Source organism: Agathobacter rectalis ATCC 33656 (assembly GCF_000020605.1).
In the GTDB taxonomy this organism is placed as follows: Bacteria; Bacillota; Clostridia; order Lachnospirales; family Lachnospiraceae; genus Roseburia; species Roseburia rectalis.
Genome location: NC_012781.1, coordinates 3,366,868 through 3,389,134, shown reverse-complemented (window position 1 = coordinate 3,389,134; position 22,267 = coordinate 3,366,868). Strand labels below are relative to the sequence as shown.

Annotated in this window: 27 protein-coding genes and 3 pseudogenes; 22 read left to right on the top strand and 8 right to left on the bottom strand. The window is 40.7% G+C overall.

Features of this window, described 5'->3' with window-relative positions:
- Positions 1-8 precede the first annotated feature (8 nt).
- Positions 9-911 carry a LysR family transcriptional regulator gene (locus EUBREC_RS16170; protein ID WP_012744339.1) on the bottom strand — a complete coding sequence of 301 codons (903 nt, stop codon included), beginning with the start codon at positions 909-911 and terminating at the stop codon, positions 9-11.
- A 92-nt stretch (positions 912-1,003) separates the two neighbouring features.
- Here EUBREC_RS16170 and EUBREC_RS16165 point away from each other — a divergent pair, with 92 nt between their 5' ends.
- From EUBREC_RS16165 to EUBREC_RS16145, 5 genes are read left to right on the top strand one after another with little or no spacing between them, the layout of a single operon-like run.
- On the top strand, positions 1,004-1,339 hold the full coding sequence (locus EUBREC_RS16165) for a chromate transporter (protein ID WP_012744338.1): 336 nt from the start codon (positions 1,004-1,006) through the stop codon (positions 1,337-1,339).
- The gene (locus EUBREC_RS18115) at positions 1,339-2,175 is read left to right on the top strand and encodes a chromate transporter (RefSeq protein ID WP_012744337.1); all 837 of its coding nucleotides are present in this window, start codon (positions 1,339-1,341) and stop codon (positions 2,173-2,175) included. The genes EUBREC_RS16165 and EUBREC_RS18115 overlap by 1 nt, the downstream gene beginning before the upstream one ends.
- Positions 2,176-2,188: 13 nt before the next feature.
- Positions 2,189-2,965 carry a prolipoprotein diacylglyceryl transferase gene (gene lgt, locus EUBREC_RS16155; RefSeq protein WP_012744336.1) on the top strand — a complete coding sequence of 259 codons (777 nt, stop codon included), beginning with the start codon at positions 2,189-2,191 and terminating at the stop codon, positions 2,963-2,965.
- Positions 2,962-3,537 carry a chromate transporter gene (locus tag EUBREC_RS16150; protein WP_012744335.1) on the top strand — a complete coding sequence of 192 codons (576 nt, stop codon included), beginning with the start codon at positions 2,962-2,964 and terminating at the stop codon, positions 3,535-3,537. The genes lgt and EUBREC_RS16150 overlap by 4 nt, the downstream gene beginning before the upstream one ends.
- Complete coding sequence (locus tag EUBREC_RS16145; RefSeq protein ID WP_012744334.1) at positions 3,534-4,100, top strand: chromate transporter; 567 nt, start codon at positions 3,534-3,536, stop codon at positions 4,098-4,100. The genes EUBREC_RS16150 and EUBREC_RS16145 overlap by 4 nt, the downstream gene beginning before the upstream one ends.
- 303 nt (positions 4,101-4,403) lie before the next feature.
- On the opposite strand, the gene EUBREC_RS16140 is transcribed toward EUBREC_RS16145, so the two are convergent.
- Complete coding sequence (locus EUBREC_RS16140; protein ID WP_148207820.1) at positions 4,404-4,784, bottom strand: DUF3810 domain-containing protein; 381 nt, start codon at positions 4,782-4,784, stop codon at positions 4,404-4,406.
- A 315-nt stretch (positions 4,785-5,099) separates the two neighbouring features.
- Here EUBREC_RS16140 and EUBREC_RS16135 point away from each other — a divergent pair, with 315 nt between their 5' ends.
- Complete coding sequence (locus EUBREC_RS16135) at positions 5,100-5,336, top strand: DUF6061 family protein (protein WP_012744332.1); 237 nt, start codon at positions 5,100-5,102, stop codon at positions 5,334-5,336.
- A 118-nt stretch (positions 5,337-5,454) separates the two neighbouring features.
- Here the strand turns inward: EUBREC_RS16135 and EUBREC_RS16130 are convergent, their stop codons facing one another.
- The 6 genes and pseudogenes from EUBREC_RS16130 to EUBREC_RS16105 all read right to left on the bottom strand — a co-directional run bounded on the left by EUBREC_RS16130 (position 5,455) and on the right by EUBREC_RS16105 (position 8,934).
- The gene (locus EUBREC_RS16130) at positions 5,455-6,090 is read right to left on the bottom strand and encodes an HAD family hydrolase (RefSeq protein WP_012744331.1); all 636 of its coding nucleotides are present in this window, start codon (positions 6,088-6,090) and stop codon (positions 5,455-5,457) included.
- Positions 6,080-6,217, bottom strand: a pseudogene (locus tag EUBREC_RS18435) (sugar O-acetyltransferase); the annotation flags it as partial. The pseudogene EUBREC_RS18435 and the gene EUBREC_RS16130, both read right to left, overlap by 11 nt.
- 6 nt (positions 6,218-6,223) lie before the next feature.
- Positions 6,224-6,370: pseudogene (locus EUBREC_RS18430) on the bottom strand (hypothetical protein); the annotation flags it as partial.
- A gap of 11 nt (positions 6,371-6,381) precedes the next feature.
- Positions 6,382-6,981: an HD domain-containing protein gene (locus EUBREC_RS16120; RefSeq protein WP_012744329.1), complete on the bottom strand. Its 600-nt coding sequence runs from the start codon at positions 6,979-6,981 to the stop codon at positions 6,382-6,384.
- A gap of 403 nt (positions 6,982-7,384) precedes the next feature.
- The gene (locus tag EUBREC_RS16110) at positions 7,385-8,296 is read right to left on the bottom strand and encodes a helix-turn-helix transcriptional regulator (protein ID WP_012744327.1); all 912 of its coding nucleotides are present in this window, start codon (positions 8,294-8,296) and stop codon (positions 7,385-7,387) included.
- A gap of 86 nt (positions 8,297-8,382) precedes the next feature.
- Positions 8,383-8,934 carry a helix-turn-helix domain-containing protein gene (locus EUBREC_RS16105; protein WP_012744326.1) on the bottom strand — a complete coding sequence of 184 codons (552 nt, stop codon included), beginning with the start codon at positions 8,932-8,934 and terminating at the stop codon, positions 8,383-8,385.
- A 565-nt stretch (positions 8,935-9,499) separates the two neighbouring features.
- Here EUBREC_RS16105 and EUBREC_RS16100 point away from each other — a divergent pair.
- The 16 genes and pseudogenes from EUBREC_RS16100 to EUBREC_RS16025 all read left to right on the top strand — a co-directional run bounded on the left by EUBREC_RS16100 (position 9,500) and on the right by EUBREC_RS16025 (position 22,266).
- Complete coding sequence (locus EUBREC_RS16100) at positions 9,500-9,694, top strand: hypothetical protein (RefSeq protein WP_012744323.1); 195 nt, start codon at positions 9,500-9,502, stop codon at positions 9,692-9,694.
- Positions 9,695-9,925: 231 nt separating this feature from the next.
- A complete protein-coding gene (locus tag EUBREC_RS16095) occupies positions 9,926-10,987 on the top strand; it encodes an integrase DNA-binding domain-containing protein (protein WP_306718538.1) in 1,062 nt (353 codons plus the stop codon).
- A 257-nt stretch (positions 10,988-11,244) separates the two neighbouring features.
- Entirely contained in the window at positions 11,245-12,030 is a 786-nt protein-coding gene (locus EUBREC_RS16090; RefSeq protein ID WP_008703831.1) for a ParA family protein, read from the top strand.
- Positions 12,020-12,916 (top strand): ParB/RepB/Spo0J family partition protein, encoded by an 897-nt coding sequence (locus EUBREC_RS16085; protein ID WP_012744321.1) that lies wholly within the window; start codon positions 12,020-12,022, stop codon positions 12,914-12,916. The genes EUBREC_RS16090 and EUBREC_RS16085 overlap by 11 nt, the downstream gene beginning before the upstream one ends.
- Positions 12,917-12,951: 35 nt before the next feature.
- The gene (locus EUBREC_RS16080; protein ID WP_012744320.1) at positions 12,952-13,263 is read left to right on the top strand and encodes a DUF6050 family protein; all 312 of its coding nucleotides are present in this window, start codon (positions 12,952-12,954) and stop codon (positions 13,261-13,263) included.
- Positions 13,264-13,391: 128 nt separating this feature from the next.
- Positions 13,392-13,790: a hypothetical protein gene (locus EUBREC_RS16075; RefSeq protein WP_012744319.1), complete on the top strand. Its 399-nt coding sequence runs from the start codon at positions 13,392-13,394 to the stop codon at positions 13,788-13,790.
- 13 nt (positions 13,791-13,803) lie between these two features.
- Complete coding sequence (locus EUBREC_RS16070; protein WP_012744318.1) at positions 13,804-14,202, top strand: single-stranded DNA-binding protein; 399 nt, start codon at positions 13,804-13,806, stop codon at positions 14,200-14,202.
- Between the two features lie 13 nt (positions 14,203-14,215).
- Positions 14,216-14,608 (top strand): hypothetical protein, encoded by a 393-nt coding sequence (locus EUBREC_RS16065; protein WP_012744317.1) that lies wholly within the window; start codon positions 14,216-14,218, stop codon positions 14,606-14,608.
- Positions 14,601-15,482, top strand: a complete 882-nt coding sequence (locus EUBREC_RS16060) for a replication initiator protein A (RefSeq protein ID WP_012744316.1) — start codon at positions 14,601-14,603, stop codon at positions 15,480-15,482. The genes EUBREC_RS16065 and EUBREC_RS16060 overlap by 8 nt, the downstream gene beginning before the upstream one ends.
- Before the next feature lie 10 nt (positions 15,483-15,492).
- Complete coding sequence (locus EUBREC_RS16055) at positions 15,493-16,311, top strand: replication initiator protein A (RefSeq protein WP_012744315.1); 819 nt, start codon at positions 15,493-15,495, stop codon at positions 16,309-16,311.
- The gene (locus tag EUBREC_RS16050) at positions 16,311-17,105 is read left to right on the top strand and encodes an ATP-binding protein (protein WP_012744314.1); all 795 of its coding nucleotides are present in this window, start codon (positions 16,311-16,313) and stop codon (positions 17,103-17,105) included. The genes EUBREC_RS16055 and EUBREC_RS16050 overlap by 1 nt, the downstream gene beginning before the upstream one ends.
- 83 nt (positions 17,106-17,188) lie before the next feature.
- Positions 17,189-17,680: a PcfB family protein gene (locus tag EUBREC_RS16045; protein WP_012744313.1), complete on the top strand. Its 492-nt coding sequence runs from the start codon at positions 17,189-17,191 to the stop codon at positions 17,678-17,680.
- Positions 17,677-18,756, top strand: a pseudogene (locus EUBREC_RS16040) (type IV secretory system conjugative DNA transfer family protein); the annotation flags it as partial. The gene EUBREC_RS16045 and the pseudogene EUBREC_RS16040, both read left to right, overlap by 4 nt.
- 97 nt (positions 18,757-18,853) lie before the next feature.
- Positions 18,854-20,716: a recombinase family protein gene (locus EUBREC_RS16035; RefSeq protein ID WP_012744311.1), complete on the top strand. Its 1,863-nt coding sequence runs from the start codon at positions 18,854-18,856 to the stop codon at positions 20,714-20,716.
- A gap of 33 nt (positions 20,717-20,749) precedes the next feature.
- Positions 20,750-21,040, top strand: a complete 291-nt coding sequence (locus EUBREC_RS16030; RefSeq protein WP_306718537.1) for a hypothetical protein — start codon at positions 20,750-20,752, stop codon at positions 21,038-21,040.
- Positions 21,037-22,266: a plasmid recombination protein gene (locus EUBREC_RS16025; protein ID WP_004853606.1), complete on the top strand. Its 1,230-nt coding sequence runs from the start codon at positions 21,037-21,039 to the stop codon at positions 22,264-22,266. The genes EUBREC_RS16030 and EUBREC_RS16025 overlap by 4 nt, the downstream gene beginning before the upstream one ends.
- The last annotated feature ends 1 nt before the right edge of the window (position 22,267 follow it).

The window sequence follows — 22,267 nt, the reverse complement described above, 5'->3', positions numbered from 1 at the left end:
CTAATCTTTTATTCATATAGTCCGTTGTAACAAGGCAAGGGGTAATCAGTCTCAAAATCTCTGCACAAAGTAATAAATCGCTTGGCAGAAGTTGTTAAAAACTTATCTTTATGATGAATTATATGGAAATTTCGGCTGAAACTCAACCCCTCTACTTTGACAGTACAAATCAAGCCTTGTCGCAGAGCCGGAAGAATCATTCGATGCGGTAATACAGCAATTCCTAATCCATTGATTGCAGCATTGACCAGTGCTGTTGTGCTCGTTGCTTCCCATACTGGTGTAATGTGGATGCCAGCCTGTTCAACTACACGGTTAAACACCTCTCGTGTGCCACTGCCTTTTTCTCGCAAGAGAAATCGCTGTCTTTGAAAATCTTCTATGGATATAACTTGCCCCTGTGTCCAGCCTTTATCCGTACCGCATATAACACTCAAATGATCTTCCATGTAGGCTTCCGAAACGATATTTGGATCATGTGCAATACCTTCGATCAACGCACAATCCAATTCATTTGCCAAAATTTTTTGTTCCAGATGTTCTGATTGCTCAACGATAACTCTGACATCAAGCTCTGGGCAGAGTTCAGAGAATGCCTTTACATAGTTCGGTAAAAACTGCGAGCCGATGGTGATGCTTGCACCAATACGGAGAACTCCTTTAGAATCCCAATCACGCAACCCTGTTTCCATATCTGAAAACAAGTCGGATATATGTATCGCATATTGAAGAAAATGCTGACCTGCATCGGTGATTTGCAATCGTCTGCCGATTCTGTCAAACAGGTGTACTCCGTAATATTGCTCCAGTTCCTTAATGGCAAGGCTGACTGCTGGCTGTGTCATGTGTAAAACTTCCGCTGCTTTGGTGGAATTATATCCATTTTCGCATACGGTACGAAATATTATCATGTGTCGTATCGTCATAACAATCCCCTTATATAAAAATACTTATCATTTCTGTAAAATTATATTATTTCCCTTATCAGAAATCAAGCGGTATAATGTTAATAAACATAGAAAGGACGGCATTTTTAGAAGTGAATAGCTTGCAAAAATACAAAAAATTGTTTTTCTCCACTTTTAAACTGTGTGCTAGCACTTTTGGCGGTGGATTTGTAATCATTCCGTTGATGCGAAAGAAATTCGTGGAGAAACTTGGTTGGATTGAAGAAGATGAGATGATGGATCTGACCGCAATCGCACAGTCTTCTCCGGGCGCAATAGCAGTTAATGTTTCCATTTTGGTAGGTTATCATGTGGCGGGTTTCCTCGGCGCAATGCTCACGGTGCTGTCATCGCAACGGTTGGCTGTGTGTTTCCATCCTGTGTTATCGTAATGACCCTTGCCTATATCTATTATCGGTTCCGTGGATTGAATATGGCGCAGGGCATTCTTGCCGGACTTCGCCCTGCGGTCATTGCAATGATTGCATCAGCGGGTATCTCACTGTTGATTATGGCACTCTACGGACAGAGAACGCTTCCGAATGATTTGGCATCTTTGGACTTGATTGCTGCGATTATTTTTGTTATTGGCATTATTGTTTTAAGAAAGTGGAAACCGAATCCGCTTTGGTTATGGCAGGTTCGGGATTTGCAGGAATCATCATGTATTCACTTGTATAAGAGAGGAGGCGCAGTTATGAAATATACGATAAAGGCAGGAGTCCTTTATAAAAATGAATCTCAGCTTGCCTTGGTAAGAATAAAAAGTGCGTTGCTCGGTCCGCAAAGAAAGATTCTCAGCATCGCAGGTGAGCTGCTTTTGACGGCGGACGCCCGTTATCTCGATGAATCAAAAGCAAGTTCCGGTGATGTAAGAAATCGGGAATATTTACTGACCGACAACGAAAATCAGTTAGTCGGTTCTGCTCGCCCCGGATATGTAGATGGTGATGATCCCAATGTGGTGGGTTGGCCAATTTGCAGAATGCCAAGAGTTGACCATGCCAATATTGTTGTGAACGGCGAAGAATATCTTTTGACAATGCACAATAGCCAGAATTATTCTTTGATAAACGCCCACAATTCGGAGGTTCTTCGTATTATGCACAAGGGTATTGCAGGAGGATGGGCTGTGGAAGATATTTGCGGTTTTGTCCCGGAAATTATTTGCGGTATATTTATCTTTTGTAGATATATAGAACAAGAAAATGAATTTCTGATTGTGTAGAAAAGGTGTTGATATGAGTAAGTATTTGATTGAAAATTTATTTGGCATAGAGGGATGGAGCATTGCCTGGTATGGTGTAATTATTGCCGTCGGTATGGTTTTAGGTGTAATACTTGCAATTTACCGAGCCAGAAAACAAGGTCTCAAGGACGATCTGATATTTGACTTTATTCTTCTTGCATTACCTATTGCAATTGTCTGCGCCAGAGGATATTATGTCGTATTTGAGTGGAACAGTTATTCCGGCGATATTCTTACCATCTTCAAAATATGGAAAGGCGGGCTTGCCATTTATGGTGGAGTGATTGGCGGTCTGGTTACGGCAATTTTATTTTGCCGCCATCACAAATTTCCTTTGTTCCGTTTTCTGGATTTAGTCGTTCCAAGTCTTGTGCTTGGACAAGCAATCGGACGTTGGGGTAATTTTGTAAATCAAGAAGCGTTCGGCAATTTGGTTACAGATTCATCGTTGCAGTTTTTTCCTTATGCCGTATATATTGACGTACTTGGAGAATGGCATCAAGCAACATTCTTCTATGAAAGTATGTGGAATTTGTGTCTGTTGACTACCATGCTAATTGTCAGTAGAAAAAATCCAAAGGCAGGAACCCTGACCTGTATGTATTTTGTGATTTACGGTCTTGGAAGATTTTTGATTGAAGGACTGCGTACTGACAGTCTCTATCTGATGCCAGGTGTCCGCGTGTCGCAGGTGTTGTCTGGCTGCCTGATTTTATTGGGTGTTTTACTTGTAGGTATTATTTGCAGAAGGAAGGATATACAGGCATGAAACTAATTTGCTCTTTATTTATCACATTCTTAAAAATCGGTGCGTTCACCTTTGGCGGCGGATACGCTATGATTGCGCTGCTTGAAAATGAGTTCGTTGAAAAGAAAAAATGGCTTGAAAAAAGCGAGTTTCTGGACATGGTTGCGGTAGCCGAATCCACGCCAGGACCAGTCGCCGTCAACAGTGCGACTTACATTGGTTACAAAATTGCAGGATTTGCGGGTGCAACCATGTCCACACTTGCTGTCTGCATTCCATCTTTCTTTGTAATTTATGGTATCTCGCTGTTCTTTGATCAGTTTCTCAGTTTGCGCTGGGTTTCCTGCGCATTCCGCGGGATTCAGGTATGTGTGATCTATCTGATCCTTACCGCAGGGCTGAAAATGCTTAAAAGTATTGACAAAAACACACTAAACTTGACGCTTCTCACGTTGGTCATGGCTTCCATGCTCTGCTGCTCGATCACAGCAGTTTCGTTTTCCTCTGTGTTTTACATCCTGATCTGCGGCGCGGTCGGGCTTGTTGTTTTCTTTCTGCGAAAAATCCGGAAAGGAGATGGGAAAACGTCATGATATATCTGCGTCTCTTTCTGAACTTTTTGATGATCGGTGCCTTGTCTTTCGGCGGCGGCTATGGAATGGTTTCGCTGGTACGCGAAAGGGTGCTTTCCAACGGCTGGCTGACAGAGAACGAGTTTCTGAATTTTATTGCCGTATCTGAATCCACACCGGGACCCCTTGCCGTGAATATGGCAACCTTTATCGGCTCAACACAGGGCGGAATCCTCGGTTCATTTGTTGCAACGCTGGGCGTGGTGTTGCCGTCATTTTTGATTATTCTCTTAATTGCATCCGCACTAAAGAATTTGATGAAATATGCACCCGTCAACGCCTTTTTATCGGGAGTTCGTCCGTGCGTTGTAGCGATGATCCTTGCGACCGCGCTCAGCATGGCGCTGTCTACGCTGTTTGGCCTCACAGATTTACAGGCCGGATTTGCGCCCGATTTGCGCTCTATCGCAGTATTTGCTATGCTCGGAGCAACACATCTGATTTGTAAAATAATCAGAAAAACAGCTCCATCGCCAATTCTGATGATCCTGTTTTCAGCAGGCCTCGGAATCTTGTTTTGGTGAATATTCTAGCATGGCGATTGATTTTATTTCAAACTTCAATAGCAATTCCTGCTGAACCGCGCTTATTTCATTGCATATAATTTCGAGCGACATCACCCTTCATTCATGATGCCGCTCCGCGCTTCGACCATACCATTCTGCCACAAATGAGCTGACCATCCCCTTATTTAATACTATAGTTTACGTCTCCGATATATCGGTACAGTTGTAGTTATTTGTTTTTTCAAAAAAACAGTTCGTAAAATTATACTTTTACGAACTGTTTGTATTTTTGGTCAGTTTTGCAAACTGGAAGTTATCGCTTTACTTTTGTTGTATCTTAGCCAAAATACTTTCTATTACAAGTGTTACTGTTATAAAGGCTCCTACAAGGGTATAGTAGTTTAAGCCATACATCAATGGCAAAAGAAAAATAACTACCGTAATAATGGAAAGGACAAACAATGCTTTGAGAACACCTTTCTTCTTCAATGAAAACAATGAAAGTAAGAAGATGGCAACAGTAAGTGTGGCTGTAATAAGTGGAGCAAAATTTGCATAGCCAAACGGTGTAAGGCTAAAGTATGAGAATGTTTCTTTTACTCTTTCTGTTGGAGATGTTGCAAAAATACAAACTGCTCCAAAGGGTAATAATTCTAACACTATTGTTAAAGCTGGCAAAACCGCTAAGCAGACTTTCTTCATGTTGTATATCTCCTTTACAAATTCCAGTTGATATTCCACTTATTTTAGGAAATTTAATAACTGTTATATTTGATTATCAAATTCTTCGCAAACCCTTGAAAACACTAAGTTTGTAGCAAGTGTACCTTCCCTTACTCTTTCCCTTGTGTTACATTCTCCCATTAGCTTTCATGAACCTTAATATGGGAAAAATTAAGGGAAAGAAAATTTCATAACACAGTATAACATATAACAATAACAACATGGTGAACTGATTGAAATGTTTTCGATATTTAACTCTATAACTGATTATTAAAAAAATGGAGATAAGATACGATGAGAACAATATTTGCAGAATACAATCCACACAGAAACAGCATTGATGTTTATACCAATGCCGGTTATATGCTCCGCATTGACTGTTGGGAAGCTGAGAAGAACTTAAAAACCACTCCTGGATCAGACTGCGCATTAAATACACTTGCTATTGATGAGCCACTTGAATATGCACGATTATATCTTGATGGTAATATGCAAATGTGGGTAGATGCAGAAGATTCTTTGGAATTGTAAACCACAAGTAGCCTGTATGCTTTATTTTACATACAGGCTACTTAATCAAAATCACCATAATTGATCAAGCAAGTTTTTTTAATATACCTCGGAGTCATTTTCGTTCGATCTTTCATCGCTAATAAAATTTCTCTGAAGTGATAGCAGATAACAGATTGGCAGGTTTTTCTAAAAAATAATCTGCTTTTATGTGCTTATTATGACTGCCCCATACTGCTAAAGCAAAATCAATTCCCGCATTTTCCGCACATTTACTGTCATATTTGCTATCTCCGATATAAAGTACTTTCCTATGGTCTGTTTTTGATAATTCCACATATTTCAAAATCGGTGCGGCATTGGGTTTATGTTCCTGTGTATCGTCTGCACATATGATTGTTTTAAAATAATGACTGATACCAAACGGACAAAAATCATGTGTAAATTCTTCCCTTGTCTTTGATGTGACAATCCCCATTTTATAATCCAGGCTTAGAAGATTTTTCAATAATTCAATGATTCCGTCAAATACTTTAATGGTATTTGTATAGTTACGCATATTTTTATCCCATAATTCTATCGCATAGGAAGTGTCTTTTATCTCAAGTTTTTTCAAAGCGTCTGTTCCTGTAATACCTAACGCAAATCTTAGTTCAGGACATGGTATCTTTCTCCCGGACAATTCCTTTATAGTTTCCTGTAAAGAATGTAATACAGCATATTCCGTATCAATCAGAGTGCCGTCAATGTCAAAAACGATATGCTTATACTTCATGCTGCCACCTTTCCCTGTCTGTATCAAAATAATGTATCACCCTGCATGGATTTCCTACTGCAACACAATTAGGCGGGATAGGGCGGGTAACTACACTTCCAGCCCCTATCACGCTGTTTTCCCCTATTCCACCCAACAGCTCCCGAAGAATAGAAGTGCGTTTTTCTGTATCTCCATAATCAGAAAAATAATATTCCCTTGTTAATTCCCTTGTGCGGGCAATCTGCTTTAACGTATCGCTGTCTGCAGTTTCCAAAAAATCACTGGATTCGTAATACACAATATCCCCCCTTAACGAAAACTGTTTTCCACAATACCCGGAAGCAGAGAATAGATAGAACAGCCGATCTGATTTTCAAACTGTTCTTTAATCTCTAAAATCTTTTTCCATCTGTCTATTGTCGCTGGGTGAACGCCGTATCGCATTGTCACGTCTACAAATCTCTTTTCCAAAAGACAGAACCCCGAAGGCATAGCCAATGCGTCACATAACTGTACAAGACGGTCATAATCATCATATACCGCATTTGCAACAAATTCTTTCATAAACAGGTAATCCTCATCACTAACATCAAACACACCGATAGATGTGGCAATATCCTGAATCATAAATGCGTGGGATATACATATTTGTGCAGCTTTTTCCCATCCGCGCTCCATACAGTACCGATAGCCGTCTATCAGATGCCTTTCCGAACTCACTCCGGCATAGCGGCCAATATCATGCAATAACCCGAAAATATATGCCTGTTCAGAAGATAAATCTTTACAATGTGATGCAATGTTTTTACAGGCTTCGGCTACAAACCGGGAATGATCTGCCCATGCTCCCGGATTGGATTCTGACGCTTCCCTTAATGCCAATTCTGCGGTTTGAAGGTTCAACTCCATTTTTAACTCCTTTCAAAAGGGCGGGGCCGAAAAATAAAACGCCCGGCCCTTTATAATGAAATATTTGCAGACAAATCAGCAATCCCCTGCATAGTACGAAACAATGTTCATATAGTCCGTTGGATTCGGAATTTCTAAAATAAGACACAGACAGTTTTTGTTTTGGAAGTATTGTCGCCACAAACTGTCCTGTATCTTTTCTTCCCCATTAATGTTTTGTTTTTTACCGTTCGGGCAGAGCATATATACTTTGCCAATGCAGGCATTGACAGTATCTAAAAAATTTTTCATGTTCAGAATGTTTAGTTTTATCACTTTGCGTTCACCTCCTGTAAATTGCTGATTTACTTTACAGGTATCATTATAATGCAAAAGACATAGGAAAAATATTTCTTTTCCGCCATTACATATCACTATTCTGCCATTTTTTTCTATATTCTGTAGGTGAACAATATGCATATTCCCGAAAAACTTTTCCAAAATAACTGCTGCTCCCTAAACCGCACTCATGGCTGATAACGGTAATAGGTTCCTGCCCCTTTGCCAACATCTGACAGGCAATTTGTAGACGATAAGTTGTTATATACTCTACGGGTGTCATGTGTAGACAGTCATGGAACACTCTATAACACTCCCTTTCGCTTAGATATGCTGCCGCAGCAAGTTCCAGAATAGATATTTTTTCTCTGTAATGTTCATGAATGTATATCATCATCAACTTTATTTTATCGTTGCTTTTGTTATGTTCCCCCTTCTTTTCACGCATAGAGCAAGATAGTTCAAAAAGCATGAGCCATATTTCAGTTAGGGCTTCCCGCAGTTTTATTTCATATCCAAATTCATCACTGGATAAACGAAATGAGGCAGCAAGCAATTTCAAAATTCTTTCTTCTTCTGCATTGCCCGGAAAAAGCGGGATTACCTCAATCTGCGGGGCTGTTATGACAGGCGCAATATATTTTTGTTCAATCCTGCTTCCCTGTTCTCCGGCAAGTAAGGAAACATCGAAAATATGAAGTAGCTGTATATTCTTTTCTCTCTGCGATATTGCTTTTGTCATATGGAGTACATTGGGATTTATCATGCCGCCGCTTCCAGCCGGAAACAATATTTTTCCTCCTGGCGTATCATATTCAATGCTGCCGCTTTCCATATAAAAAAGTTCCACTGTCCTGTGCCAGTGCCACGGTACATAACCCCCTATATACTTGTCAAGTTCTGCCCTCGAAGCGATATAGGGAAAATCTTTTTCAAAATCTGGAAGCAATTCTTCCTTGCTTCCGGTATAAAATTCAATGCTATGGATATTTTTCATGTCTGTTCACCTGTACATCTGGGATTTTGTATCTACTTTATAGGTTAAATATACGGAAATCCATTTTAAATTTTGGGTTTGTAGTTTTAAAAGTTTTTTCGCCATTGTTTCTTAGGTTCATATTTTCCACAATCATCACAGGTATACGGCCAGTTGATTTTCCATTCAAAATATTCATCTCTGGTAATCACACCGGATTTCAGTTCATCCATTCGAACCCCCCATTCTTTTAGAAAATCATTCAGAACTCCATAATCAAACCACATACAGACAGGAGCATGAGCCGGCCAGCTATCATTGTCGTGATAGTAAACGGAAGTGTCTGCTACTTCATTGCATTTTTCACCAGGAAATTTCCGAGGAAGAAACAGATGCAGGGCAGATGGATTAAATTCATCCAGCCAGAAAAGCAGTTCCATCATTTCGGAAGCGTCACGTCCAGCGGTATCATAGAGGGTATAAGGATTAACATCAAGAGCCTTAGCCATTTTATCAACCAGATCTTTTTTTGGAACACGAACACCTTTTTCATATTGTACAATTCTATGTTGATCGGTCAGTCCGATCTTCTCTGACAATTCTTTTTGTGTCATTTTCCGGAATGTCCGGATTTTTTTAAGTTTCAGATTAAAATTCATAAAGTCACCTCTGCATTAGTCCTGATAAACATTCGTTGAAGATAGTGAAATCAAGAAATGAATAACTATTTGTCCATATTATAACACAAGATAGCATAAAATCAACAAAAAAGAGTACAAAAAAGAACCTAAAACGCATGAAGTGCTATTGACATTAGCAGTAACGGGGGATATAATGGCATTAAATCGAAATAGGTACAAAAATGTATACCTATAAAACTTTTGATTATTGAACCTTGAAAATTGAATGAGCTGTATGGGTGCCTTTCGGGGCTTAAAGGTAACACAGGATTCCACCGCTGTATCAGAGAGTAGTATGTGGAAACCGAAGATACTCCGGCAACGGCTGGTATGCTTGAGAAGAAGCTGCCAGTATTCAGAAAGATTTCTGATAGAGGTCAATTGTAACGTTGACACCGCCATATACAAATGGAAGCCAACACGCCGAACAGAATGGAAAATCATCGTAAGAAGTCCAAACAAAAAGTATATGTACTGACAACGGGCATAACCGCTGTCTGGGAGGTGATGCAGAAGAATACGGAGGAAAGGAGGTATGTGCATCATGAGAAAAACAACAGAGTATAAGGCTGAGAATCGTCTGACGGTAGATATTGAAGGATTAATGGCAATGTTATCTTGCGGAGAAGTAACTGCAAAGAAAATTGCAGATTATGCAGAAGCAAGAGTGATTATTGGAAGACGTGTTCTTTATAACGTGGATAAGATAAAAAGATATCTTGATGCAATGGCAGTGTAATGAAAGATGAGAAGATAAAATACAACAACTTTCCTTCGGAATGAAAAGTAAAAAAGGGAAAATATTCCTGTAAAACAGGCAAATAAAAATTAGCATTTTGCAGGAATTTACCCTTGGAAATCATAAAATATTATGTTAATCTGTGAGCAGATATCAGACAGTATATGACTGATACAGACAGGACAAAAATCATTCCGAATAACGAAAAATAAAGTGAAAGGAATGATTGATATGGCAAGAAAAGATAATAAAGGCAGAAATTTAAAAACAGGTGAATATCAGCGTCCGGATGGACGTTATGAGTATCGCTACAAGGATGAAATTACTGGAAAGCGTAATTCGGTTTATGCAGCTGATCTGGCGAGTCTGCGAGAAATGGAAAAGAAGATCAATAAGGATATGGAGGATCTGCTTATTACAGACGCATCAGTTAAGAAGCTGACTGTAAATACTTTGTTTGAGCGATACATGGCAACAAAGAATATCAAGGAAAGAACGAAAAAGAATTATATCCGTATGTGGGACTATCGGATACGAAATACTTTGGGAAATATTCGTGTTGTAGATTTTAAGACATCTCACGTAAGGACGTTCTTTTCAGCATTGTCAGATGAAGGACTGGCACACAGCACGATCAAAGGTCTTTATGGCTTATTGAATCCCAGTTTTGAACTGGCAGTGGAAGACGGGATTATCCGTAAGAATCCGGTAACTGGAACACTTGGAGATTATGGGGCTCCGGCAAAAGAGAAAGAAGCACTGACACTGGAACAGCAGGAAAAACTTCTGAAGTTTGTTGAACAGAGTAATGTGTATAAGCCTCATCTTCCAATGATGCAGGTTATGTTTGGGGCTTGCCTGAGAGTGAGTGAAACCATCGGCTTAACCTGGTCAGATGTGGATATGAAGAATCGGGAGATCCATGTAGGTGGACAGCTTGTATATTATGAAGGTGATGAAGGATATTGTTTTCATGATTCAGAAACCAAAACGGATGCAGGAATCAGAGACATTCCTATGACACAGATGGTATATGATGCGTTCCGTAAACAGAGAGAGATGAACTTGATGCTTGGTTTGCAGAGTAATGTAGAGATCGGTGGACGCAGTGGATTCATCTTCAATACAAAGCATGGACGTCCGATTATGCCAGCGGGAGTGAACAGCTTTCTGAAAAATATTGTCAATGCCTATAATAAGAAAGAAAGCAAACTGGCAGAAGAAGAGAAACGAGAGCCGGAGCTGATGCCTCCCATTTCATCGCATGGTCGAGTTATAATAAGGACAAGTTAGAAAACTCCAGTAAATACAAGGGGTTGCACTAATTTAGTCCTTATTTTTAATTTCCTGAAAAGGGAAAAATAAAGCAGCGCTGTCATTCCAGAATATGAATTATTACAGATTCAGACTGGAAATGGATTTGTGTAAGACAAGAGTAAAAACAACAGAATTATTGTAATTATAGGACTGAATTAGCTCGCACGGAATATAGATTCCGGATGTCTAATTCAGTCCTCTTTTTGATTGATGACGATGAAAGGTGATGAAAAATGGCTAGAATTATTTCTATTGTAAACCAAAAAGGGGGAACGGGAAAATCCGCATGTACAGCTAATTTAGCAGTAGGATTAGCACAAAAGAATATGAAAGTGTTGATTGTAGATGCCGATCCACAGTCTGATGTATCCGCAGGATTTGGATATCGTGATTGTGATGACAGTAATGAAACACTTACTGCTCTTATGGATGCTGTAATGAAAGATGAAGATATTCCTTCCGAATGTTTTATCAGACATCAGGCAGAGGGGATAGACATTATCTGTTCTAACATTGGACTGGCAGGTACGGAAGTACAGTTGGTAAATGCAATGAGTAGAGAATATGTATTGAAACAGATTTTATATGGTATCAAAGATCAATATGATGTAGTCATCATTGATTGTATGCCATCATTGGGAATGATTACGATTAATGCGCTGGCTGCATCAGATGAAGTCCTCATTCCAGTTGAAGCATCCTACCTGCCAATCAAAGGATTGCAGCAGTTGTTAAAAACAATCGGTAAGGTCCGTAAGCAGATTAATCCGAAGCTGCAAGTCGGAGGTATTTTGTTTACGATGGTCGATGCTCATACGAATGATGCCAGAAATAACATGGAACTTCTCAGAAATGTATATGGAAGTCAAATTCATATCTTTGATAATTATATTCCATTTTCTGTAAGAATGAAGGAAGCAGTCAGAGAAGGACAGAGTATTTTCTCTTATGATCCGAAAGGCAAAGCTACAGAAGCTTATCGGAGAGTGACGGAGGAGGTGCTGAAAGATGCCATCTAAAAAAAGAGCAACTCCCATTTCCTTACAGCCACTTGATGCGTTATTTGGAACAAACGAAGAAACAAACAATGGAATTTGTGAGATAGAAATAGGAAGCCTTCATCCATTTCCAAATCACCCGTTTCAAGTAAAAGATGATAAGAAAATGGAAGAATTATCAGAAAGCATTACACAATATGGCGTGTTGGTTCCTGGTATTGTGCGATTGAGAGAGTCCGGTGGTTATGAGCTGGTAGCTGGTCATAGGCGAAAACGAGCATGTGAACTTGCGGGATTAGAGAAAATGCCTGTTATCATCAAAGATCTTACAGATGATGAAGCGACGGTGATCATGGTAGATTCCAACATTCAACGAGAAGAGCTGCTGATCAGTGAAAAGGCATTCGCTTATAAAATGAAATATGAGGCGTTAAAGCGTCAGGGAAAACGGTCTGATTTAACTTCTTGCCAAGTTGGCAAGAAGTTGGCGGCAGAAGAAGTCAGTCAGAATACAGGAGATAGTTCCAGACAGATTCTTCGATATATTCATCTGACAGAGTTAATCGCAGAACTTTTAGAACTGGCAGACGAGAAGAAGCTTCCCTTTAATACAGCTGTTGAAGTTTCATATTTGAGAAGTGAAGAACAACAGATATTGCTTCAGTATATGAGTAATCACAATATGGTACCGTCTATGAAGCAGGCAAAGGAATTGAAGCAGATTGCAAAAGAGCAGATGTTGACATATTCAGAGATTGACCAGATCTGTATGAATGAAAGTACTGAGAAAGTACAGGTACAGATTCCGGCGAAAAAGCTGAAACAGTATTTTCCTGAGTCATATTCTAAAGCTCAGATGGAAGAAGTGATATTTATGCTCCTGGCATCATGGGCAGAAAAACAATAATATGATATGCGAAGTTGGACAGAAGGAATGAAAAGATGATGATAGAAGATGTAATTAAAAAATCAATACTGCCACTGGCATTTATGCTATTCTGGTTCTGGATGGTATCCACCATCATGAAAGTCAGTGGACAGACAGACTTATTCTGGTGGATATTTCTTTCCGGACTTCCATTTGGAATACATAAAATGCGGCTGGTCCTGATTCCAAAAGGAATGGATATAACAGCAACACTTGGGATGGCTGCATTAAGTGTCATCATTGGAGCTTTGATTGGAAGTATCATGATTCCAGTGTATGTAATCCGTGCGGTATACGTTTTCTTACGATATATCATCGGAAAATAATTGAATATTTGATAAGAGGCAGGCTTGCGAAAATAAAATCGTAAGCTTGCCTCTTTTTTTTGTACCCAAAATCAGGCAATTCAGGGGAAATCCCTTTTGCAAATATATATACCTGGAGGATTTTTAAGATGAGAGAGCGAATTGAAAGTAAGCATGTAACAAAAGAAATCAAAAGTCAGATGCCAGTGATTCCGGTGGAAATTGTTAAAGAAAGAGGTTGTACGTTCTGCCCGTATTATCTGGGCAATTATGAGAAACAGCCACGCTGTATGATGAAAATCTGTGCCTGGGATGATGAAAATGAACGTTTCCATCCAGTTCTTCGTGGACTGATTCCATTTTACAAAGAGAAGATGGAAAAAGCAGAAGAGAAGTTCCTGGCAATGAAAAAGATTTACACAACGCTGTTAGGAATGTTTGCCGATGAAATGAAGCAGGAAGAGTTGGAAAAAGATGAATGTTACGGATGTGCCTATGGAAAATGTGGACCATGTATCGGTATCTGTTACAAATCAATGAAAGCATAGGAGGGTTAAGCCAATGAATACAACAGTTATTTCCGGGCGATTGGTAAGAAATCCTGGATACAACGAAGTGGAGAATGAAAGAGGACTTCATAAGATTGCCAAGTTTGTTCTGGCAGTCAGAAGAAATTATTCCGATGAAGTCAGTTTTATTCCGGTAAAGGCTTTTGCAAAGAAAGCAGAATTTGCCAGAGATTATCTGATGCAGGGAACGAAGGTCATGGTGGAAGGCGAGATTGTCACAGGTAATTATGAAGATAAGGATACCGGGAAAAAGATCTATACAACTGAAGTGTATGCAAATCGGATCGAATTTGCAGGTGCAAAAATAGTTGACAGACCACCGTTTCCAGAAGATGCGGAAGGGTTCTTAGAGATCCCAGAGGGCATGGAAGAGGAAATGCCGTTTAGATAGAGGAGGATAAAAGATGGTTTCAGTAGATCAGGCGTATATGGTAGGGCATATGAAAAATGCCGATGGAAGTATCAATAACAAAAATGTAGTGCTGTCAGCAGCATGTGAAGCAGCGGAACTGTTCCAGTGCATGATGTCAGTAAATCAGAAACTGGAGGACTGGCAGAGATTTAACCACACCTTGGAGATGCATCTTAGAAGTGTGGAATGTGAGAAAATCCATGATATCTGTCAGGCGGTATATGGAATGAAACATCCGTCCGATGAACTGGAAGGATTGTATCTGGCAAGAGAGGATGAACAGATATGCCTGCTGTACTATCAGGTATTTGTAGGGATGCTGGAAATCAATATTAATTCAGCCGAAGTGCTGTACAAACAGAAGGAGGAAATAATCAATGAGTAAGGTGGAGTATATGCCGGTAGATTGTCTGCAGGTGCCAAAGATGCTGTTCCAGGTGGAAAAATTCAAAAATCTGTCAAATACAGCAAAAATTTTATACAGCTTATTTCTGGATCGTTTGAAATTTGCGGTGCAGAATGGCTGGGTAGATCATAACGGAGATCTGTTTGTTATCTATCCAAAAAGCGAAATGAAGAAAGACCTGAATACGACTCGATATGGCGTAGATCAGGCAGTACAGGAACTTGTTAAGATTGGAAAGCTGGTGCGTATTGTTCAAAACAATGGAAAGGCGAACCACTTTTATATCAATGATATTTATGAAAATGAGATGGAGGAAGAATCAATGATGACATTAGACAGAATTATGGCAAATATGCCGATGGAAGAAAGAGAAATTATCATGGACAAGATGGTGGCAGCATCCAGAGATATTCTGGGAACAATTGCAGATATGGGATATCTGGATGAATATGAGACACCACTGACTCCTATGGAAGAGCGAGGCTATTACGATGAAGAAGGTAATCTTGATATTGATGCCGTAGAAGCCGATGGCTATGAGTTTGGTATGGATCTGGCATTTGGCGTGTTATCTGTTTGTGAAGGAAAGCCTGAACATGTGCTGGAAATTCAGAAATATGTAAATGAACAGTATGAGTGCTGTTCTAATAAGAAGTTTATGAAAGTTCTGGAAACAATCGCACGAATGAATGGAAACGAGGAGGTTTATATCGAGGATATGTATGCCTGCAATAAAGAAGCAAGGAATTATTATCTGAGCGAGTTAATGATGTGCTTCAACTTTGTGTTTAATGAGATGTGTCATGGAACAGGCAGTGCAGCAGGGTGTGATTTTAATAGTGAGGAAGAATAGGAAATAAGCTATGGCAGATTTTGAATATTTCAGAGCAGAAGAATCTGACCAGTTTTCTTTTTTTCGGATCCCCAAAGCTCTGTTCACAGAAAAAGAGTTTGCAAGCCTGTCCACAGACGCAAAGCTCCTTTATGGAATTCTGCTTGATCGAATCAGCCTATCCAAGAAAAATGGATGGATTGACAATGATGGTTATGTCTATATCATTTATACGATCGCAGAATTGCAGGAACTGTTGCGAATGTCGCATACGACAGTGACAAAGCTTCTTTATGAGCTTGACAGTGTGCATGGGATTGGATTGATCGAACGGTATCGGCAGGGGAATAATCGTCCTTCTGTCATATACGTGAAAAATTTTGTGAAACGGAGCAGAGGAAAGCCAGTAAGATACTTTGCTTCTGGAACGCCAGAAACTGGAAATCCAGACTGCAAGGAATTGGAAATCCGGATTGCAAGAAACTGGAAGTCCGGAACGCAAAAAAATAGAAGTCCGGACTGCAAGAATCTGGATGGAAGTAATACTAAGATAAATAAGACTGAAAAGAATCATACTGATAAGAGTAAGGGCAATACTCCCGCTTTGGAAGAAAAATTCAGTCAGTATGGTAGATTTAAAAATGTTGTTCTGTCGGAAGCTGAACTGCAGGAGCTGATGACGCTATTTCCATGGGATTACCAGAAACGGATTGATCATCTTTCTGTTTATATGAAATCCAGTGGAAAAGAATATCAGAACCATTTTGCAACAATCTGTCTTTGGGCAGAAAGGGATGGAACCAGGATAGGAATGGATAAATATGAATTTCAGGAAGGAGAAAGCCTGTGATGGAAAATAAAGTAACAGCAGATTATGTGGACGAAGAGGGATGTCTTCATTGTGGCATCTGTGGAAAAAGAAAACAGATGAAAGTCAGTCTGATGGGATTTGAGCATGTAGTGTCTTGTTTGTGCGAATGCGAGGTGAAAGCCAGACAGGAACTGGATGAAAAGATGCAGCGGGAAGAAGCACAGCGACTGCTTTATCAGAGAAAATCCGTCGGACTTCGGGAAAGAAGATTCTGGGAATGGAAATTTGAAAATGACAACGGAAGCAACCAGAAGATACTAATTGCCAGGCAGTATGTAGAAAACTGGACAGATATGAAGAGAAAAAATGTAGGATTGCTTTTGATGGGACCAGTTGGAACCGGGAAAAGTTTCTTTGCAGGCTGTATTGCAAATGCACTTTTGGAACAGGGAGAACGTGTCATGATGACAAATTTTTCCAGGATCCTAAATGAAATGACCAGCTATCAGGCAGATAAGAACCAGATTATACAAAATCTTGTGGATTATCCGTTGCTGATTATTGATGACTTGGGAATAGAACGAAATTCCGAGTTTGCTTTGGAGCAGGTCTATAATGTGATAGACAGCCGCTATTGTAAAATGCTTCCGCTGATCGTAACAACGAATCTGGGACTGAATGAAATGAAATCCACAGATTTAGATACTGCCCATCAGCGTATTTATAGCAGAATACTTGAAATGTGTGTTCCCATCTATTGTGGTGGAGAAGATAAGAGAAAAGAAGAAGGGACAGAAAAACTCGTACAGGTACAGAGCCTGATTACCGGTTAATCTGTCCTTTTTTATTGAAAGGGGGTGATTGCCATGATTACAGATCTGGACAGCAGTTAAATCGCTGAAAGGAGGGAAAAGTCATGCAGGAAGAGGTAACTCAGAAAACGGTCACGTTCTGTATTCGGACTACCAAAATCACAGCAGACCTGTTGAGAAAGGTTCTTGCTGCGTATCTGCGGCATCATAAGCAGAAATCGGTAGAGAAGAAAGCACAGAAAAATCAGCCGAAACAGGGAAAGGTCACGGTAAAAGAGCTGGCAAAGCAGAATGCCGGGATGGTCAATATCGAGATCACGAACAAAAATATCAAGTCCTTTGAACGCTATGCCAGAAAATATGGAATTAACTATGCTCTGAAAAAGGACAAGAGCAAAGAGCCGCCAGTTTATCTGGTATTTTTCAAAGGACGTGATCAGGATGCCCTCAATGCTGCTTTCCGTGAGTTTTCCCAGAAACAGATTCAAAAAGCGAATAAACCTTCGATTCACAAGCGTCTGGCAGCTTACCGGGCAATGATGCCAAAGAAGACGAAGGACAAAGTAAAGAACCGGCATCAGGAGCAGAGTCGATGAAGAAACAGATCGGCAAACCTCTGATGCAGAAGTGGAAGAATAAGATCGGGGTCAGGCTGTCCGCCCTGGATAAAAAGAAACTGGTTCTTACCAATCTCCCATATGCTCTGGCTGCGTTCTATGCAGACCGGGCATTTTTTCTTTACCGGAATAGTCCGGGAGAAGATATGGGGAACAAACTCTTATATGCTATGGAACACGCAGATCGGATTTTTGCTGGTTTTGTGTTAAGCAATAACTGGAAAGATCTGCTGGCAGGGATTACGGTTGCAGTCGTTTTGAAAGTGCTGGTTTGGCAGAAACAGTCAGATGCAAAGAAACTCCGAAAAGGAATCGAGTATGGTTCAGCCAGATGGGGAAACGCTGAGGATATCAAACCTTATATGTCGGAAAATCCGTGGATGAACATTCCATTGACAGCAACAGAAGCACTGACGATGGAGAGCAGACCGAAGCAACCGAAATATGCAAGAAATAAAAATATTGTAGTTATCGGCGGCAGTGGTTCCGGTAAGACACGTTTTTTCGTAAAACCATCGGTCATGCAGATGAACTGTTCCATGGTCATTACAGATCCCAAAGGCACTCTGATCGAGGAGTGCGGGAAGATGTTAGCAAAGGGACCGCCGAAGAGGGATAAAGATGGAAATGTCATCAAAGATAAATCCGGGAAAGTGGTATATGAGCCTTATGTGATTAAGGTTTTGAATACGATCAACTTTTCTAAGTCTCTTCATTACAATCCATTTGCTTATATACGGTCTGAAAAAGATATCCTGAAACTGGTGACGACAATTATTGCAAACACCAAAGGGGAGGGAGAAAAATCTTCCGAGGATTTCTGGGTGAAAGCGGAGAAACTGCTGTACACAGCACTGATTGCCTTCATCTGGTATGAGGGTGATGAAGAGGAGAAGAATCTGAATACTCTTCTGGATCTTCTGAATGAAAGTGAAACCCGTGAAGAGGATGAAACTTACCAGAACCCGGTAGATATGATGTTCCAGGAACTGGAAGAAAGAGATCCGCAGCACTTTGCGGTCAGACAGTATAAAAAATACAAAATGGCGGCTGGTGTAATAAGATGAAAGAGACTTTTTAGTACCTTAACAGATTAAAGATTCTCTTTGAGCTTATTACTTTTGGCTCAAATACAGAGGAAAGGAGCAGAACATGAGTAGTGAGAAAATAATTGTATTATATGAACGATTAAGCCGAGAGGATGAGAACCTTGGGGAGTCGTACAGTATATCAAATCAAAAGAAGCTGCTGGAAGATTATTGCAGAGAAAAAGGGTGGACCAGGTTCAGGCACTTCACTGATGATGGTATATCCGGCACAACCTTTGACAGACCATCCTTTAAGGCTATGATACAGCTTGTGGAAGATGGAGAAGTGGAAACCATTATTCTAAAGGATATGAGCCGGTTAGGGCGGGATTATCTTGTGGTAGGTCAGCTCCGGGAGTTCTTTCGCAAAAAGGGAGTTCGTCTGATTGCAATTAACGATAATCATGACAGTTACAATGGAGATGACGATTTCCTTGTATTCAGGGATGTTATGAATGAAATGTATGCCAAGGATATCAGCAAAAAGATAAAATCCACATTCAAATCCAAGGGAAAATCCGGAAAGCATGTGGCAAGTGTTACACCATACGGATACCTGAAAGATGAAAATGACGGAAACCATTGGATTGTGGATGAAGAAGCTGCCGAAATTGTGAGGCTGATATTCAAATGGACTATTGATGGGCTGGGTCCTTATCAGATAGCAAAACTTCTGCAGGAGAAAAAAGTGGAAATACCGGCAGTGCATATGGCACGCTTCGGGCAGGGGAATAACAGAAACAAGAAAGTGAAAGACCCTTATGGATGGGGTTCTTCTACAGTAGTCGGGATATTGAAGAAAAGGGAATACTTAGGTCACACGGTCAATTTTAAAACACAGAAGCATTTTAAGGATAAAAAGAGCCATTATGTATCAGAGGACAACTGGGTAATATTTGAGAATACGCAGGAGCCGATTATTGACCAGCAGACCTTTGATACAGTGCAGAAATTACGGGAAAATGTAAGGAGATACCCGGACGGATGGGGAGAGCATCATGTTCTTACCGGTCTTATGTATTGTGCTGACTGTGGTGCAAAAATGTATGTGCACCGGACAAGCAATGGAAAGAGGATTGCCCAGTATACCTGTTCTGCTTATACCAAGGTACCTTGCGGAACATTGTGCAAGACACAGCACAGGATTAACGAGTCAGTGGTGCTGGAACTGATAGGAGACACACTCAGGGCAATCTTTGAATATGCAAAGTATGACCGGAGCGAGTTCATAGACACCATAACAATGGCACAGTCAACACAGGAGGATGCAGAGGTAAAAAAGGTCAGGGCAAGAATCGCAGTGGCTGGAAATCGCTGTGAGGAGCTGGAGAAGCTAATCTGCCGTATTTATGAGGACAATATTCTCGGCAAACTACCGGACAGCAGATATGAGGTTCTTGATAAGCAGTATGCCAGGGAAAAAGCGGAGCTGGATGCAGAGATTAAGGAGCTGGAAGCGAAGCTCACAGAATATGAGAAAAGCAGAAATTCTGCCGGCAAGTTTATTGCACTGATTGATAAATATGAGAAGTTCGAGGAACTGACACCGGCAATGGTAAATGAATTTGTTGATAAGGTGCTGGTGCATGAAAGAGACAGAAAGGGGAGCATCCAAACCACGCAGGAGATTGAAATCTATTTCAATTTTGTTGGTCGGTATGTTCCACCGGCAATGATGACAGAACCTACTGCTGAAGAGCAGGCTGAGATTGACCGGATTAACAGAATCAAGGACAGGAGACATCAGCAGTATTTACGAAGAAAAGAAAGTGGATGGCAGAGGAAATATGAAGAGCGTGTAAAAAATGAAAAGCGTGCAAAAATGCAGGCAATGAAAGAAGAAATCCGCAGGCAGGACAGGGAGAACGGAGTCTATGCAACGGCAGGCAGTCTTGCATTGGAACCGACGATTGGAATGCCTGAATAGGATTTCGCAGAAAGCACTTGAGAGAAGTCTTGGGTGCTTTTTTCATGCTCAAATTTCCGCAGGAAATGCAGGGCAACCGGAGAAGTTGAACTGTGTTATCCGTCCTGTGGGATGACAGATTTCAACTCCTTCGGAGCAGAGTACAGAGGTGCAACCTTTGTCGGAGTTGAGAGGCAGAGCCTTCATCAGGTCAAGGGCAGAAGCCCTGCCCAGTTTATTGTCGTAGCGACAATAAGTACTGGGTATTACTTGCCGCAAACGCAAGGGTTTATCGGCTCCGCCATCAAAAAAACAAAACAGTGGAGAGGAGAGAAAAGACAATGAAAGCTTCAAGGCATAATGGCAGAAGTGGAAAGCATGGAGTCTATGATGTAAAGCATAATGACAGGGATTTTGATGTGGAGCACAGTGAACATATTGATTCGGAAAGAACAAAGCAGAATGTTTACTGGGACTGCTATCAGGGTTACAGTTTTGCGGGCAGTTCCCAAGAGAGGCAGTTTAATTTTACAGAAATTGAGCGTGCCTATTACTATGAGCATTATTCAGATTTTGTGGATGCACAGAATGAGAGGAATGAGCAGGCAAGGCATCCGGAGAGAAACAGAACGATTGATGATGTACTGAAAAACAATAAGACCTGCCCGGAAGAAAGCGTGATACAGCTTGGCAATATAGACCATGCGGTTACACCGGATGTGCTAGCTAAGGTATCAGCAGAGTTCTTTGACGAGTTCAATAAAAGATATGGCTCCCACATTCATATATTGGACTGGGCACTGCACCTGGATGAGGCAACCCCGCATATTCATGAGAGGCATGTATTTGACGCAAAAAACAAATATGGAGAATTATGTCCCCAGCAGGATAAGGCACTGGAAGAGCTTGGCTTTGAACTGCCTGACCCAGCAAAAAAGAAAGGGAAATACAATAACCGGAAAATGAACTTTGATGCAGAATGCAGAAAATTGTTTTTGGAGATAGCACAGAGAAACGGAGTGCAGGTGGAGTGTGAGCCGGTTTATGGTGGTGCAGGCTATCTTGAAAAGCAGGACTTTATAATTGAAAATCAGAAAAAGCGAATTGCAGAGAAGCAGGCAGTTCTGGATGAGATTACCATGAGAGTTTTGGATATGGAGAATTTTGTGGAACAGGTAGCTGAGGATGCCTATGAAAAAGCGTGTGAGGCAGTATCTGATACAATGGCAGAGCAGACCAGGGCGGAAGATATTGAGGAGCTTCGCAGATATAAAAAGTGGCTGACCTCGGATGAGAGAAAGACACCAAAGGACAAGCGGGATTTTGTCGGAAGGTGTCTTGATAATTTGGAAAACAGGCTCAGGGGCATGGCACAGAAAGTAGCCGGGAAAGTAATGGAAACATTGCAAAATCCACGCATAAAGGAGCAAAAGAAGTCTGAGGTAAAGGAACATGCAAGGAAGTCAGTCCGTGCCCTTCTTGAGGCAAACAGGAAGCTTGTAGAGGAGCAGAGAGCAAAGGTGGCAGAAACACCAGCACACAAAAAAGCAAGGGGAGAGGAATTGGGATAAG

Bases quoted from the DNA above. Each gene is read 5' to 3' on its own strand.
- EUBREC_RS16145 (WP_012744334.1), top strand. From the start codon at position 3,534: ATGATATATCTGCGTCTCTTTCTGAACTTTTTGATGATCGGTGCCTTG.
- EUBREC_RS16140 (WP_148207820.1), bottom strand. From the start codon at position 4,784: ATGAAGAAAGTCTGCTTAGCGGTTTTGCCAGCTTTAACAATAGTGTTA.
- EUBREC_RS16035 (WP_012744311.1), top strand. From the start codon at position 18,854: ATGAGTAGTGAGAAAATAATTGTATTATATGAACGATTAAGCCGAGAG.
- EUBREC_RS16060 (WP_012744316.1), top strand. From the start codon at position 14,601: ATGAGTAAGGTGGAGTATATGCCGGTAGATTGTCTGCAGGTGCCAAAG.
- EUBREC_RS16075 (WP_012744319.1), top strand. From the start codon at position 13,392: ATGAGAGAGCGAATTGAAAGTAAGCATGTAACAAAAGAAATCAAAAGT.
- EUBREC_RS18115 (WP_012744337.1), top strand. From the start codon at position 1,339: ATGACCCTTGCCTATATCTATTATCGGTTCCGTGGATTGAATATGGCG.
- EUBREC_RS16070 (WP_012744318.1), top strand. From the start codon at position 13,804: ATGAATACAACAGTTATTTCCGGGCGATTGGTAAGAAATCCTGGATAC.
- EUBREC_RS16120 (WP_012744329.1), bottom strand. From the start codon at position 6,981: ATGGAGTTGAACCTTCAAACCGCAGAATTGGCATTAAGGGAAGCGTCA.
- EUBREC_RS16135 (WP_012744332.1), top strand. From the start codon at position 5,100: ATGAGAACAATATTTGCAGAATACAATCCACACAGAAACAGCATTGAT.
- EUBREC_RS16085 (WP_012744321.1), top strand. From the start codon at position 12,020: ATGCCATCTAAAAAAAGAGCAACTCCCATTTCCTTACAGCCACTTGAT.
- EUBREC_RS16105 (WP_012744326.1), bottom strand. From the start codon at position 8,934: ATGAATTTTAATCTGAAACTTAAAAAAATCCGGACATTCCGGAAAATG.
- lgt (WP_012744336.1), top strand. From the start codon at position 2,189: ATGAGTAAGTATTTGATTGAAAATTTATTTGGCATAGAGGGATGGAGC.
- EUBREC_RS16150 (WP_012744335.1), top strand. From the start codon at position 2,962: ATGAAACTAATTTGCTCTTTATTTATCACATTCTTAAAAATCGGTGCG.
- EUBREC_RS16165 (WP_012744338.1), top strand. From the start codon at position 1,004: ATGTTAATAAACATAGAAAGGACGGCATTTTTAGAAGTGAATAGCTTG.
- EUBREC_RS16100 (WP_012744323.1), top strand. From the start codon at position 9,500: ATGAGAAAAACAACAGAGTATAAGGCTGAGAATCGTCTGACGGTAGAT.
- EUBREC_RS16055 (WP_012744315.1), top strand. From the start codon at position 15,493: ATGGCAGATTTTGAATATTTCAGAGCAGAAGAATCTGACCAGTTTTCT.
- EUBREC_RS16095 (WP_306718538.1), top strand. From the start codon at position 9,926: ATGGCAAGAAAAGATAATAAAGGCAGAAATTTAAAAACAGGTGAATAT.
- EUBREC_RS16045 (WP_012744313.1), top strand. From the start codon at position 17,189: ATGCAGGAAGAGGTAACTCAGAAAACGGTCACGTTCTGTATTCGGACT.
- EUBREC_RS16065 (WP_012744317.1), top strand. From the start codon at position 14,216: ATGGTTTCAGTAGATCAGGCGTATATGGTAGGGCATATGAAAAATGCC.
- EUBREC_RS16130 (WP_012744331.1), bottom strand. From the start codon at position 6,090: ATGAAGTATAAGCATATCGTTTTTGACATTGACGGCACTCTGATTGAT.
- EUBREC_RS16170 (WP_012744339.1), bottom strand. From the start codon at position 911: ATGATAATATTTCGTACCGTATGCGAAAATGGATATAATTCCACCAAA.
- EUBREC_RS16080 (WP_012744320.1), top strand. From the start codon at position 12,952: ATGATGATAGAAGATGTAATTAAAAAATCAATACTGCCACTGGCATTT.
- EUBREC_RS16090 (WP_008703831.1), top strand. From the start codon at position 11,245: ATGGCTAGAATTATTTCTATTGTAAACCAAAAAGGGGGAACGGGAAAA.
- EUBREC_RS16050 (WP_012744314.1), top strand. From the start codon at position 16,311: ATGGAAAATAAAGTAACAGCAGATTATGTGGACGAAGAGGGATGTCTT.
- EUBREC_RS16110 (WP_012744327.1), bottom strand. From the start codon at position 8,296: ATGAAAAATATCCATAGCATTGAATTTTATACCGGAAGCAAGGAAGAA.
- EUBREC_RS16025 (WP_004853606.1), top strand. From the start codon at position 21,037: ATGAAAGCTTCAAGGCATAATGGCAGAAGTGGAAAGCATGGAGTCTAT.